The sequence below is a fragment of the Luteimonas sp. TWI662 genome (assembly GCF_039673825.1).
In the GTDB taxonomy this organism is placed as follows: Bacteria; Pseudomonadota; Gammaproteobacteria; order Xanthomonadales; family Xanthomonadaceae; genus Luteimonas.
In genome coordinates, this window is record NZ_JBDJMI010000001.1 from 26,273 (window position 1) to 40,445 (window position 14,173).

Consider the following 14,173-nt stretch of genomic DNA (forward strand, 5'->3'; position numbering starts at 1 on the left):
TCGGCGTTGGGGGTCTCACACGTTTCGGGGCCGGGACCCGGGCCCCGGCCCCGAAGGGGCGTCCATTCTACTGGTAGGGCGCCTTCTCGCGCTTCGCCGGCTTGCCGCGCGGCGGCGGCGGTTTCGGCTCGCCGGGCTGCGGCGCGCCCTCCTCGACCAGGCGGAAGTCGATCTTGCGGTCTTCCAGGCTGGCCTTGAGCACGAGGATGCGCACACGGTCGCCGAGCCGGAACTCGCGGCCGGCGCGCTCGCCGGTCAGCATCCGGCGCACCGGATCGAAGCGGTAGAAGTCGTTCGGCAACTGGGTCACATGCACCAGGCCGTTGACCTTCGACTGGTCGAGCTCGACGAACAGCCCGAAGCTGGTCACGCCGCTGATGACGCCGTCGAACTGGCCACCGACATGCTTCTCCATCCACGCTGCGCGGTAGCGCTCATCGACCTCGCGCTCGGCTTCGTCGGCCCGGCGCTCGCGCTCGGAGCACTGCAGCGCCAGGCTTTCCATCATCCGCGGCGTGTAGTCGAACTTCGCCAACGGCTTGCCCGAGAGCACATGCTTGATCGCGCGATGGACCAGCAGGTCGGGGTAGCGGCGAATCGGCGAGGTGAAGTGGGCATAGGCTGCGAGCGCCAGGCCGAAGTGGCCCAGGTTCTCGGTCGAATAGACCGCCTGGCTCTGACTGCGCAGCAGCACCGACTCGAGCAGCGTCGCGTCGCTGCGGTCGCGGATCTTCTTGAGCAGATTGGTGAAGTCCTTGGGCTGCACCTTCGCCCACGGCGGCATGCGCAGCGCGAATTCCTTCAGAAACTCCAGCAGGTCGGTGTACTTGGACTCCGGCGGCTTGTCGTGCACGCGGTAGGGCGCGGGAATGCCCGCCTCGAGCAGGAAGCGCGCAGCCTCCACGTTCGCGGCGATCATGCATTCCTCGATCAGCTTGTGCGCGTCGTTGCGCACCAGCATGCCGGCCTGGGTGACCTCGCCGCGGTTGTCGAGCACGAAGCGCACCTCCGAGCTTTCGAACTCGATCGCGCCACGCTTGGCCCGCGCCTTGGCCAGCACGCGGAACAGCTGGTGCAGGTACTCGACCTGCGGCAGCAGCAGTGCGCCGATCGACGCACGCGCGTCCTCGTCCTGCTCGCCCACCGCCTTCCAGACCTGGGTGTAGGTCAGCCGGGCGTGCGAGTTCATCACCGCCTCGTAGAACTTCGCGCCGGTCACCTCGCCGTCGCGGCCGACCTGCATGTCGCAGACGAAGCACATCCGGTCGACCCGCGGCATCAGCGAACAAATGCCGTTGGACAGGGTCTCGGGCAGCATCGGCACGACAAAACCCGGGAAATACACGCTGGTCGCGCGCAGCTGTGCTTCATCGTCGAGCGGCGTGCCCGGCCTGACGTAGTTCGAAACATCGGCGATCGCCACCACCAGACGGAAACCGTCGCGGTTGGGCGCGCAATACACCGCGTCGTCGAAGTCCTTGGCGTCTTCGCCGTCGATCGTCACCAGCGGCAATGCGCGCAGATCGACGCGGTCGCCGAGCATGCGCTCCTCGACGTTGAGGGGCACCGCCGCGGCCTCGTCGAGCACCGGCTGCGGGAACTCGTGGGGCAGATGGTGGCCGTGGATCGCGGCCTCGACCACCAGCGACGGGGTCAACGCATCGCCCAGCACCGCGAGCACCTTGCCGATCGGCGGCCGCCGCGCGTCGCCCGGGGCGACGATCTCGCAGACCACCAACTGGCCGTCCTGCGCGTCGAGCCGCGCGTCCTGCGGGATCTGCACGTTGCGCTGGATCCGGCGGTCGTCGGGCACCACGAAACTGATGCCCGACTCCACCGAAAACCGGCCGATCAGCCGGGTCGTGCGGCGTTCGAGCACTTCGACGATGACGCCGGCGCGGCGGCCACGTGCATCGACGTTGGTCAGGCTGGCCATCGCGCGATCGCCGTGCATGACCTTGCGCATCTCGGCCGGCGGCAGGAACAGGTCGTCGCCGCTGCCGCTGTCCGGGCGCAGGAAGCCGAAGCCTTCCGGGTTGGCGATGACGGTGCCGGGGATCAGGTCCAGCCGTTTGGCCGGCACCAGCCCGCCGCGGCGGTTCTGCAGCAACTGGCCCTCGCGCAGCATCGCGGCGAGCCGCTTGCCGAGCGCATCGAAGCGCTCGGGATCCGTCAACTCGAGCGCCTGCGCCAGTTCGGTCGCGGTCTGCGGCCCGGGGGCGTCGGCGAGCAGTTGCAGGATTGCCTCGCGGCTGGCGATCGGATTGGCGTAGCGGGCCGCTTCGCGGTTGGCGTGCGGATCGTCGATCCGGCCGCCGCGCGACGCCGGCGGGCGTGGCGCAGGCGGGGCGGATGCGACGGGTCTGTCAGACGGGCGCGACCCCGAGCGCGCGCCCGAGCGCAGCGCACGCTGCAGACCGGGGTCGGGCATCCAGGGCGGCAACGAGGCTGCCGGCTTGCCGCTGTGGGAGGATCCGCCGGCCTCGCCGCGTTTGGCGGCCGGGGCGGGACGTTCGGAATCGCGGCGACTGCCGCGCTTGCTGGGAGGTTTTGCCATTGCGGCCATGGTACACCCCACGCCGCGAGGCCCGCGTCGAGAGCGGTTGGCGCACCCTGCAGGTCGCCCCCCTGCTATCGCAATTCAGGGCCAGTACGACGTACCGAACCCTAAAGCGTGCCCCTTCTTCCAGCGGGCCACTGTGCCCGCCCGAAGTCGGGTTGCGAAGATCCGCACAGCGGACTGACGGCCGATGGCCGCGTCGAGCGCGCCGCTCGCAAAACCGGGGTCAGAGTCCAATTACGCCTCGCGAATTGCACTCTGACCCCGGTTTTGGACCCCGGTTTTGCGAGGGCTGGCGCCCGAGTCAAGTCAAGGCGACTTGGCATTGCGCATTTGGAAAATGGCCCACAAAAAAACCCGCGCTTGGCGGGTTCGTTGTCGCAGTCGGTAAGGCTGCGTGACCTGGTGCCCAGGAGAGGACTCGAACCTCCACGGAGTTGCCCCCGCTAGCACCTGAAGCTAGTGCGTCTACCAATTCCGCCACCTGGGCAGGTCAGACGCGCATTTTGCGGTGCGCGTGCGCGGCTGTCAACGCGCGGCATTGGACCGTTGGCCGAGGCGGCCTCAGGCGCGCGGTGCGTCATCGGCCTGCCCCGCGTCCGCCTCCTGCTGCTCGCGATCGAGCGAGGCCTGCACCATCGCCTCGCTGACCCGGAACTCCGCACCGATCGGCGAGACCTGCACCACCGGCTCGAACGGCGCAGCCGGCAACGGTGCCGGCGAGGTGCTGCGTCGCCACAGGAACACGCAGGCCAACAGCAGGTTGAGCACCAGAAACGACCAGAACAGCCCCTGCGTGCCGACCTGGTTCATGACCCGCGCGATCATCAACGGGCTGAGCGCGGCGCCGACGGAGTTGACCAGCAGCAGGCCCTGGATCAGCCGCACCAACTCATCGGACGCGGCGCGGTCGGCCGAGTGGCTGACGGCGACCGGATAGATCGCGAACACGCCGCCGCCGAGCAGGAACAGCAAGGCCGCCAGCAACCAGCGCTCGTCGGGCAGCCACAGGATCGCCAGCGCCAGCGCCGCGCACGCCAGGCTCAGTACCAGCAACACCACCTGCCGGTTCTGCCGGTCCGACCAGCGACCGACCGGGTACTGCAGCACCATCGCACCGAGAATCGTGCAGGCCATCAATTGACCGACCTCGGCCACGTCCATGCCCACGCGCTGCAGATAGATCGGCAGCAGGGTGTAGATCGCCGCGATCGCCACGCCCGAACCGAAACAGCCGAGCACGCCCGATGGCGTCACCCGCAGCAGGTCGCGCGGCGTCAGCGGTTCGATCGCCCCGGCTTCGGGCGAGACCCGCGGCAGGATCACCACCGGCAACACCGACAGCGAGCCGAGCATGCCTGCGACCATGAACGGCGCCATCGCGCCCCAGCCGTCGATGACGCCCAACTGGAGCTGGCCGAGCATGCCCGAGCCGTACAGCGCGATCATGTAGACCGCGAGCAGGCGCCCGCGCATGCGCGAATCGCCCGCGAGCAGCAGCCAGCTCTCGACCACCAGGAAGATGCCGACGATCGCCCAGCCGTTGATCAGCCGGAACACGAACCAGGCCCAGGGATCGAACACCAGCCCCTGCAGCAGGAACGTCACCGCAGTCAGCGAGGCGAAGCTGCTGTAGGCCCGGATGTGCCCGATCCGTGCGATCAGCCGGTCGCTGAACATCGCGCCCAGCGCCAGGCCGACGAAGTAGGACGACGACACAATGCCGATCATCGTGTCCGACACGCCGGCCGCGTCCAGCCGCAACGCGGTCAACGACGACACGAAGCCATTGCCCAGGCAGACGATGAACAAGCCCAGCAGCGGACCCAGGACCAGCTTCAGCAGTGCTCGGGACACGACGCGCGCGCTCCTGTCCGCTGGCGCCGGGACCGTGCGGACCGGTCGGCAGGACGATCGCCATCGGACACGCCCGGCGCGTGTCGCGACGCCCTTCCCGGCCGCAGTCGAAAGCGCGCGTCAGGAACGGCAGGGACAAAAAAACCCGCACTCGGCGGGTTCGTTGTCGCAGTCGGTAAGGCTGCGATGACCTGGTGCCCAGGAGAGGACTCGAACCTCCACGGAGTTGCCCCCGCTAGCACCTGAAGCTAGTGCGTCTACCAATTCCGCCACCTGGGCAGGTCAGGGCGCGTATGTTGTCGATCCGCGCACGGCTTGTCAACGCATTCAAGGGCGATCCCGCAGGCCCGGCGCAAGCCACGTGCAGAAGGCCGGGGGGGCAACGGCTTCCGGCCGTCGCCGCGTTCGCGGCACGCACTGCACGCACCGGCGACATCGCCGCAGCTACACCACGACTGTGGATCTGCCGTCGCTGCCGTCGCCCTGCGCCGGCCAGGCGCCTTCCTCCCGCCCACAGGACCTGCCCGATGGCGCCGCTGCAGCCGATGGATGCTCGAGCCAGGCAGGCCGCCTGGCTGCACGACCTGCGCAATGCGGCCAATGGCGTCGGCATCGCGCTGGAGATGATCGAGCTGTTGCTCCAGCACGACGATCGCCCGGCCGTCGTCCGCAGTCTGGCGCGCGCGCAACACGGCTGCGCGCACCTGCTCGCGCTGGTGCGCGCGCCGATCGAAGGCGAGACGGACGAGCCGACGTAGCCGCCGCACGCCCTGGCTGCAATCGCTGCGTGGACTCAGGCCTGCGGTTGCCGCTTGGCCAGGACATCGCGCATCGCCGCCGCCAGGGCATCCATCGACAACGGCTTGCTCAGGTGGGCGTCGAACCCCGAGGCACTCGCCTCCTGGATGTCGCTGGGCCGGGCATAGCCGCTGAGCGCCACCAGCGCGAGTCGATCGGCCCCGGCCAGCGCACGCGCCTGGCGGGCGAAGGCGTAGCCGTCCATGCCGTCCATGCCGATGTCCGACAGCACCAGGTCGAAGACCTGCGCATCGAGCCGATCGAGCGCATGGGCCGCATCGTGGCAGACCACGACCGAGGCACCCTGCAGCTCCAGCAACTGCGCCAGCCCGTCGGCGGTGCCGACATCGTCGTCGACAACCAGGATCCGCAGCCCGTCCCAGCGCATCGCCTCGTGTCGGCCATCCGATTCGCCCGGCCCGAACAATGGGTAGGTGAAGCGCGGCAGCCACAGCGTGAACGTGGCCCCCCGCCCGGGGCCGTCGGAATGCGCTTCGATCCGGCCGCCGTGCAGGTCCACGAGCTGGCGCACCAGCGACAGCCCGATGCCCAGGCCGCCGCCCCGGCCGATCGCATGGCCGGTGCCCTGTCCGAACAGGTCGAAGATCCGCGGCAATGACTGCGCATCGATGCCCTGCCCGGTGTCCTGGACACGCAGGCGCACATAGCGCGCCTCGACCCCGACCATCAGCAAGATCCGCCCACCCTGCGGCGTGAACTTGATCGCGTTGCTGAGCAGGTTCCAGACGATCTGCTCGATCCGCGACGCATCGCCACGCACCATGACCGGTGCGTCGGGGATCTGCATCCGGAACTCGATGCCCACCGATGCCGAATCGAGCCGCGCGACCTCCACCAGTTCGGTGACGACCATGCCCACATCGACCGGCTCGGGCTTGAGCGCGAGCTTGCCGGTACGGATGCGCGACATGTCGAGCAGGTCGTCGATGATCTTGGTCTGGCTGCGGATCGCACGCCGCACGGTCTCGATCGAGGCGATCGCGCTCGAGGACTCGCGCACGCCGGGCAACCGGGCCATCAGCTCGGTGTTGACGCTGATCAGGTTCAGCGGGTTCTTCAACTCGTGCGACATCACCGCGAGGAACTCGTCGCGCAAGGTGACCGACGCATCGGCTTCGTAGCGTCCCGCCCACGAGCGCGCGCCGCCCTTGCGGCTGGCACCGAGCAGCAACACGTAGGCGACGACCTCGTCCTGCGCGCGGATTGCCGACAGCGCGACCCGACACTGGGTCCGGTCGCCGCGGCGGTTGCTGTACCAGCGCAAGCCCTCGACCGCGATCCCGGCCCCGGCCTGGGCGAAGTCGTGCTCGGGCTGTCCGCTGTCGCGCTCCTCCTCGCCGTAGAGCGCATCTACCCGCATGCCCAACAGGTCGTGCTCGCCATAGCCCAGCAGGTCGACGACGCCGCCACTGGCAGAGATCACCTGCCGCTGGCCGTCGGCCACCAGCACCGCAACATCGGTCGGGGCCAGCACACTCGCGTCGGCCTGGCCGCGCCGTTCGCCGGCAGGGCGCAGGCTGGTGGTGTCGACGAAGGTCAGCACCGCGCCATCGATCCGGTTCTCGGCGGTGCGGTAGGGCACCACGCGCGCGACGTACCCCTTGCCGTCGGTGCTGCGGATCTCGCGTTCGATCGGTTGCCGGGTCTCGAACGCGTTGCCGGCATCCTCGCCCAGTTCGGGATACTCCAGCCGGTGGGTGATGTCGAGCAGGCAGCGGCCGACATCGCCGGGAATGATGTTGAAGATCAGTTCGGCCTTGGGCGTGTAGCGCTTGATCCGCAGCCCGGCATCGACGAACACGGTGGCGATGTCGGTGGCGCTGAAGAAGGTCTGCAGCTCGTCATTGATCTTCGCCGTTTCCTCGACCTTCGACTTCAGTTCGTGGTTGACGCGGATCAGTTCCTCGTTGACCGACCGCAGCTCCTCCTTGCTGGCCTCCAGTTCCCCGGTCGCCGAGCGCAGGGCGCCCTTGATCGATTGCAATTCTTCGTTGGAGGCCTCGGACTGCGCGATCGCGACCTGCAGCCGGTCTCGGGTGCGCTGGAGTTCCTGTTCCAGCTGCAGCAGCGCCTCGCCGTCACCGGTGCGCCGATCGTCCACGGGCGGCGGCGCATGGGCCGCGAGCACACGCTGGTGCACTTGGGCGAGGATCTCCAGGATGTCGCGGATCGCCCGCTCGCGCGCCTCACCAGTCGACGGCGCGGTCGCTGGAATGTGCTCGGCCCGCGGCTCGGGGCGCGGCAGTTGGATCTGCCTGGCATCGCGCCACAGCGCCACGAGCTTGCCCGGGATCTCGACCGCCGGCAGCACGAAATCCACGCAACCGCTGGCGATCGCGCTGCGCGGCATGTCCTCGTACTCGGCGTCCTCGGGCAGTTGCGCGATCGCCACCCCGCCCTGCGCCTTGAGGCGCGCCAGGCCGACGCTGCCGTCGCTGCCGGTGCCCGACAGCACGATGCCGATCGCCCGGTCCATGTGCGCATCGGCGAGCGTGCGAAAGAACGCGTCGATCGCGATGTGCTGCCCCGCCGGCCGATCGACGGCGCGCACCCCAAGGTAACCGTCGTCCATCGTCAACGACGTCGTCGGCGCGATCACATAGACGTAGTTGGGCTCGATCGGGGTCGGCGCGTTGACCTCGATCACCGGCATCGGCGTGCAATGCGGCAGCTCCTGGCTGGCCTGGCGCTGGTGCCGCGGCGACAGATCCAGGATGACCACATAGGCCAGGCCGCCGGTCGCCGGGGCCTGTTCGAACAGGCGACGCAACGCGGCCAGGCCGCCGGCCGAGGCGCCGATGCCCACCACCGGAAACGTCAGCGGGCGGCGCAACGCCCCGTCCTGACCATACGGCACCCCGGCGTCGCGGTCGGTCATCGTGGATCACGCCGGGTCGTCATGACCGGCATCATGCGCCGCCCGCCTGGTCGATCCAACACACGGCCGTGACGCGGCCATCGCCATCGGCGCCCGGTCGGGCAGCTGCGGACCGTTACAGCCCTGCGGTGGTGCGCAGCGTCGCCAGGTCGACGAGGTCGATGCGGCGAGGGTCGTCGAAGGCGAGCGCACCGGCCTGGCGCAGCTTGGTGAAGCTGCGGCTGACGGTCTCGATCGTCAGCCCGAGATGGTCGGCGATATCGGCACGGGTCATCGGCAGATCGACGCGATCGACGCGGCCACCGCGGCGCTGCTGGCGCTCGGCCATGTCGACCAGGAAGCCCGCCAGCCGTTCGCTCGGGCCGAGCCGGCCCAGCAGCATCAGGCTGGCCCGGGTGGCGTCGAGCTCGGTGCAGGCCTGCGCGAGCATGCCGGCCTCGAGCTCGGGATAGCGCTCGCACAGCCGGCGCATGTTCTGCATCGGGAATACGCACAGCACGCACTCGTTGATCGCCTCGATCGTGTGCTTGTAGTGCGCCGCGCTGCTGAAGCCGATGAAATCGCCTTCCATCAGAAAGCCGGCGACCAAGCGGCGGCCGTCGGGCAGCAGCCGCACCCGGCGCAGCATGCCGCGGGTCACGGTGTAGACGTCCCGGCGCGGACCGCCCTCGTGGACCAGCGTGGCGCCGGCCGGCAGCACGACCTCGCCGACGGCAGCCTCCAGGGCATGGGTCTCGGAGGCGGGCAGTGCGGCGCAGACCGCCAGATGCCGGCTCAGGCAGGCCTCGCAGCCCGAGTGGGAAGCACGCCGGGGCGCGCCCGACAGCGGATGGCGGGCGCCAGAGGAGGCGGGGTCGGAGACTCCGCGCGCGCGCAGCTTGGTATCCATGGGACAGCATGATAGCGCGACCGAGCGCGATTCCCGCACCCGCGCCCCATCGGCCCGGCCTCGGCCGGCGGCTCGTCCCCTGCGACCGGCACCCGCTAGAATCGCCGGCTCCCCCGCAGCCGCAGTCCCGATGACCGAGTCCGTCCGCCCCGCCTTCCATGGCTTCGAGCAGCTGCCGCTGCGCGAGTTCGCCGAGCGCGCCTACCTCGACTACTCGATGTACGTGGTGCTCGACCGTGCGCTGCCGTTCATCGGCGACGGCCTCAAGCCGGTCCAGCGCCGCATCGTCTACGCGATGAGCGAGCTGGGCCTGGGCGCGGCCGCCAAACCCAAGAAATCCGCACGCACCGTCGGCGACGTGATCGGCAAGTACCACCCGCACGGCGACAGCGCCTGCTACGAGGCGCTGGTGCTGATGGCCCAGCCGTTCTCCTACCGCTACCCCTTGATCGACGGCCAAGGCAACTTCGGCTCCAGCGACGACCCCAAGTCGTTCGCGGCGATGCGCTACACCGAGTCCAAGCTCACCCCGATCGCCGAGATGCTGCTCTCCGAGCTCGGCCACGGCACGGTCGACTGGACCGACAACTTCGACGGCACGCTCGAGGAGCCCTCGTGGCTGCCGGCGCGGCTGCCGCACCTGCTGCTCAACGGCACCACCGGCATCGCGGTCGGCATGGCCACCGACGTGCCGCCGCACAACCTGGGCGAGATCGTCAGCGCCTGCGTGCGCCTGATCGACGATCCCGACGCCAGCGTGCGCGACCTGTGCGAGCACGTGCGCGGGCCCGACTACCCGACCAGCGCCGAGATCATCACCCCGGCGTCCGACCTGCTGCAGATGTACGAGACCGGCCACGGCAGCGTGCGTGCCCGCGCGACGTTCGACAAGGAACACGCGAACATCGTCATCACCGCCCTGCCCTACCAGGTCTCGCCGTCGAAGGTGATCGAGCAGATCGCAGCCCAGATGCGCGCCAAGAAGCTGCCGTGGCTGGAGGACATCCGCGACGAGTCCGACCACGCCAACCCGGTACGCGTGGTTCTGGTGCCGCGTTCGAACCGGGTCGACGCCGAGCAGTTGATGGGGCATCTGTTCGCGACCACGGACCTGGAGAAGAGCTACCGGGTCAACCTCAACGTCATCGGTCTGGACGGCAAGCCGCAGGTCAAGCACCTCAAGGCGCTGCTGAGCGAATGGCTGCAGTTCCGCACCGACACCGTCACCCGCCGGCTGACCCATCGGCTGGAAAAGGTCGAGCGCCGCCTGCACCTGCTCGACGGTCTGTTGATCGCGTTCCTGAATCTCGACGAGGTGATCCGCATCATCCGCACCGAGGACGAACCGCGTGCAGTGCTGCAGGCGCGCTTCGACCTGAGTGACGAGCAGGTCGATTACATCCTCGAGACCCGCCTGCGCCAGTTGGCGCGGCTGGAAGAGATGAAGATCCGCGGCGAGCAGGCCGAGCTCGAGGCCGAGCGCGATCGCCTGATCGCCACGCTCGCCAGCAAGGCCAAGCTGCGCAAACTGATCAAGGACGAGTTGCTGGCCGACGCCAAGAAGTTCGGCGACGCCCGCCGCTCGCCGCTGGTCGTGCGCGGCAGTGCGCAGGCGCTGGCCGAGACCGACCTGGTGCCCAGCGAGCCGGTGACGATCGTGGTCAGCGAGAAGGGCTGGGTGCGCGCCGCCAAGGGGCACGATGTCGACCCGGCGGGGCTGTCGTACCGCGATGGCGACCGCCTGCTGGCGTTCGCACGCGGACGCAGCACGCAGCAGGTCGCCTTCCTCGACTCGAACGGTCGCAGCTATTCGACGATCGCCCATTCGCTGCCGTCGGCGCGCGGTAATGGCGAGCCGCTGACCGGCCGCTTCTCGCCGGCCGCAGGCGCGGCGTTCCAGACCCTCGCCTCCGGCGACAACGACAGCCGCTTCGTCGTCGCGTCTTCGCACGGCTACGGCTTCGTGACCCGGTTCGAGAACCTCACCGGCCGCAACAAGGCCGGCAAGGCGATGCTCTCGCTCTCGCCCGGCGCCGCCGTGCTGCAGCCGGCGGCGGTCCGCGATGCCCAGGCCGATCGGCTGGTGGTGGTCACCAGCGCCGGCCACCTGCTGGCGTTCCCGGTCGCCGAGTTGCCGGAACTCGACAAGGGCAAAGGCAACAAGATCATCGAGATCCCCAAGGCCAAGCGCGGCACCGAGCAGGTCGTGGCGCTGGCCGTGGTGTCGCCGGGCGGCGCATTGCTGGTGCAGTCGGGCGCGCGCACGATGACCCTGGCCTTCAAGGACCTCGACGCCTACATCGGCGCGCGTGCCAGCCGCGGCGGCCTGCTGCCGCGCGGTTGGCAGAAGGTCGAGGGCCTGTCGGTGGAGTGACGGCCTGCGCCGTCGCCCCTGCCGTCGATTTTTCTCGGAGATCGGCATGCATCCGGAGTTCTGGCACGAGCGCTGGCGCACGCGGCGCATCGGCTTCCACCGCGACGCCCCCTTGCCGCTGCTGGTCGCGCACTGGCCGGCCCTGCAACTGCCGGCCGGCGCCCGCGTGTTCGTGCCGTTGTGCGGCAAGTCGCTGGACATGGTGTGGCTGGCCGAGCAGGGCCATCGCGTGCTCGGGGTCGAGCTCTCGGAACTGGCCGTGCGTGCGTTCTTCGACGCGTGCGGGCGAACCCCGCAGGTCCACGACACCGCAGCCGGCCGGCACTATGTCGCCGGCCCGTTCGAGTTGATCGTCGGCGATGCATTCGCACTCGATGCGGCCATCCTGGCCGATTGCGCGGCGGTGTACGACCGGGCGGCGCTGATCGCGCTGCCGCCGGAGCTGCGTGCGACCTATGCCGCGACCGCGTGGCACCGGTTGCCGGCCGGGTGCCGCGGGCTGCTGGTCACGCTGACGTACCCGCAGCATGAGAAAGCCGGCCCCCCCTTCTCGGTCGACGCCGATGCGGTGCATGCGCTGCTCGATGCCGATTGGCGCGTGGACCTGGTCGAGCATCGCGACATCCTCGCCAGCGAACCGGATTTCGGCACCAGCACGCTGTCGACCGAGGTCTGGCAGGTCGCGCGCCGCGACTGACGCCCGGCACGGCGCGCGCCCCGCAGGGCTTCAGCCCACGCCGGCGTGGGTGCCTTCCGCCTCGCCCATGCGGCTTTGCTGGTAGTTCTGCAGGCCGATCATCTCGATCAGGCGCAGTTGCTTCTCCAGCCAGTACGTGTGGTCTTCCTCGGTGTCGGAGAGCTGGGTCACCAGTACCTGGCGGCTGACGAAGTCGCCATGGCGCTCGCACAGCGCGATGCCCTGGGCGAGGTGGTCGCGCACGGCGTACTCGAGCGCGAGGTCCTTGCGCAGCATCTCCTCGACCGTGCGACCAGGCTCGAACGCCTCCGGGCGCATGTCCGGATCGCCCTCCAGGAACAGGATGCGACGCAGCAGCGCATCGGCGTGCTGGGTCTCCTCTTCCATTTCATGGTTGATCCGCGCATAGAGCTGGTGCAGGCCCAGGTCTTCGTAGCGGCGCGAATGGATGAAGTACTGGTCGCGTGCGGCAAGCTCGCCGCGCAACAGGAACTTCAGGTAGTCGACGACTTCGGGATGGCCTTTCATCGGGGGGCTCGCAGGTCCGGGAATGGGCGCAGTATGCCCAGTCGTCCGCGACGATGATCGGATGCAAATGCATGCATTTCGCATTCTCAGGGACAGCCACGTAGACTCCCCGCCCCTTCGGCTCCCGCGGACGCGAAGATGAAGATCGGCATCGATTTCGGCACCAGCTATTCGGCCGCCGCCGCACGCATCGGCGACCGCCTCGAACACATCCGCTTCGGCGGGCAGGCGCAGTTCCGCACCGCGGTGTACTTCCCGCGCGCCGTGCCCGACGCGGCCGACTTCGCGCTGACCGACGCGATGGAGGCGCAGGTCGCCGAGATCATGCGCGACCTCAAGGCCGCGCAGACCCGCGCCGGCACCGCGGCGCGCGGCGAATCGCAGTTGCGCGGCGACGCGGTGCGCATCGTGCGCCGGCAGTGGATGGAACAGCAGATGCGCGAGGCGCAGACCTCGGTCGCCGACCTGCAGGACGCGGTGTTCGGCGAGGAGGCGATCGAACGCTACCTCGAGGACGGCACCGGCAACCTGGTGCAGTCACCCAAGTCGATGCTCGGTTTCAATCTGCATCCGCGCGCCCGCACCACCATCGCCGGCATCGCCGCGCACATCCTCGAGCACATCCGGCTCACTGCGAGCCGTCAGCTGGGCACCGTGGTGCGCGAGGCGACGCTGGGCCGTCCGGTGCGCTTCCGCAGTTCGATGGGCGAGGCCGGCGGGGAACAGGCGCTGGCGATCCTGCGCGAGGCGGCGGGCATCGCCGGTTTCGACACCGTGCACTTCCTCGAAGAACCGGCCGCGGCCGCGCTGCATCACCACGCGATCAGCCCGCAGCGCCAGACCACCCTGGTCGTCGATATCGGCGGCGGCACCACCGACATCGCGCTGGCGAGCATCGGCGGCGATGCTCCGCCGCAGGTGCATCGGGCCTGGGGCATCGCCCATGGCGGCACCGATGTCGATATCGCGCTGAGCCTGGCCCGCGCGATGCCGCTGTTCGGCAAAGGCGTCACGCGCACGCCGGTGCACCATTTCGTCGAGGCCGCCACCGTGCAGGACCTGCCGCGCCAGCGCGAATTCCATCGCCACGACTACCGCGACGTCGTGGCGCCGTACGGCGCGCGTCTGCAGGCGCTGCAGGACGAGGGCGGTACCACCCGGCTCTACCGCGGGATCGAGACCATGAAGGTCCGGCTCAGCGATGACGCCACGGCCGTGCAGCCGCTCGACTTCATCGAGCCGGGCCTGTCGGTGGACGCCGGCCGCGCCGATCTCGAGGCCGCCGCCGCCCGCTTTCTCGACCAGATCGGGGGACTGCTCGACCAAGTCCGTGCCGACCTGCCGCAGCCGCCCGACAGCCTGTTCCTGACCGGCGGCATGTCCGGCGCCCCCTATGTGCAGGCCGCTGCGCGGGCACGGTTCCCGCAGGCCCGGGTCGTCCGCGGCGATCCGTCGCTGGGCGTGGTCTCGGGGCTGGCCGAACACGCCTATCGCGCGCCCAGCGCCGCGGGCTGAGCGCCGCGGCGCGCCCGCCCCCTCACGCGCGGAACCTGAAACAATCGGGCGGCGGC

The 14,173-nt window shown here is 69.5% G+C and carries 9 protein-coding genes and 2 tRNA genes; 4 read left to right on the top strand and 7 right to left on the bottom strand.

The genetic code is table 11. The features are described from left to right. Window positions 1-67: 67 nt before the first annotated feature. The 4 genes from rnr to ABE488_RS00155 form a co-directional block, all read right to left on the bottom strand. On the bottom strand, window positions 68-2,557 hold the full coding sequence (rnr, locus tag ABE488_RS00140; RefSeq protein WP_346446537.1) for a ribonuclease R: 2,490 nt from the start codon (window positions 2,555-2,557) through the stop codon (window positions 68-70). A gap of 406 nt (window positions 2,558-2,963) precedes the next feature. Next, window positions 2,964-3,050 (bottom strand) — tRNA-Leu (locus tag ABE488_RS00145). Between the two features lie 74 nt (window positions 3,051-3,124). After that, the gene (locus tag ABE488_RS00150) at window positions 3,125-4,417 is read right to left on the bottom strand and encodes an MFS transporter (protein WP_346443990.1); all 1,293 of its coding nucleotides are present in this window, start codon (window positions 4,415-4,417) and stop codon (window positions 3,125-3,127) included. Between the two features lie 192 nt (window positions 4,418-4,609). Continuing rightward, a tRNA-Leu gene (locus ABE488_RS00155) sits at window positions 4,610-4,696 on the bottom strand. Window positions 4,697-4,944: 248 nt separating this feature from the next. Here ABE488_RS00155 and ABE488_RS00160 point away from each other — a divergent pair. Then, window positions 4,945-5,175 (top strand): hypothetical protein, encoded by a 231-nt coding sequence (locus ABE488_RS00160; protein WP_346443989.1) that lies wholly within the window; start codon window positions 4,945-4,947, stop codon window positions 5,173-5,175. 35 nt (window positions 5,176-5,210) lie between these two features. Here the strand turns inward: ABE488_RS00160 and ABE488_RS00165 are convergent, their stop codons facing one another. Both ABE488_RS00165 and ABE488_RS00170 read right to left on the bottom strand, forming a co-directional pair. Next, window positions 5,211-8,114, bottom strand: a complete 2,904-nt coding sequence (locus tag ABE488_RS00165) for a chemotaxis protein CheB (RefSeq protein WP_346446538.1) — start codon at window positions 8,112-8,114, stop codon at window positions 5,211-5,213. A gap of 115 nt (window positions 8,115-8,229) precedes the next feature. Beyond that, entirely contained in the window at window positions 8,230-9,003 is a 774-nt protein-coding gene (locus ABE488_RS00170) for a Crp/Fnr family transcriptional regulator (protein WP_346443985.1), read from the bottom strand. Window positions 9,004-9,133: 130 nt separating this feature from the next. Between ABE488_RS00170 and parC the strand changes: the two genes are divergently transcribed. Together parC and ABE488_RS00180 are read left to right on the top strand one after the other, a co-directional pair. Beyond that, window positions 9,134-11,377, top strand: a complete 2,244-nt coding sequence (parC, locus tag ABE488_RS00175; protein WP_346446540.1) for a DNA topoisomerase IV subunit A — start codon at window positions 9,134-9,136, stop codon at window positions 11,375-11,377. 46 nt (window positions 11,378-11,423) lie between these two features. Continuing rightward, on the top strand, window positions 11,424-12,074 hold the full coding sequence (locus tag ABE488_RS00180; protein WP_346446542.1) for a thiopurine S-methyltransferase: 651 nt from the start codon (window positions 11,424-11,426) through the stop codon (window positions 12,072-12,074). Window positions 12,075-12,104: 30 nt separating this feature from the next. Here the strand turns inward: ABE488_RS00180 and bfr are convergent, their stop codons facing one another. Continuing rightward, a complete protein-coding gene (gene bfr / locus ABE488_RS00185) occupies window positions 12,105-12,602 on the bottom strand; it encodes a bacterioferritin (RefSeq protein ID WP_183426082.1) in 498 nt (165 codons plus the stop codon). Between the two features lie 138 nt (window positions 12,603-12,740). Here bfr and ABE488_RS00190 point away from each other — a divergent pair, with 138 nt between their 5' ends. Continuing rightward, entirely contained in the window at window positions 12,741-14,117 is a 1,377-nt protein-coding gene (locus tag ABE488_RS00190; protein ID WP_346446544.1) for an Hsp70 family protein, read from the top strand. Window positions 14,118-14,173: the final 56 nt, after the last annotated feature.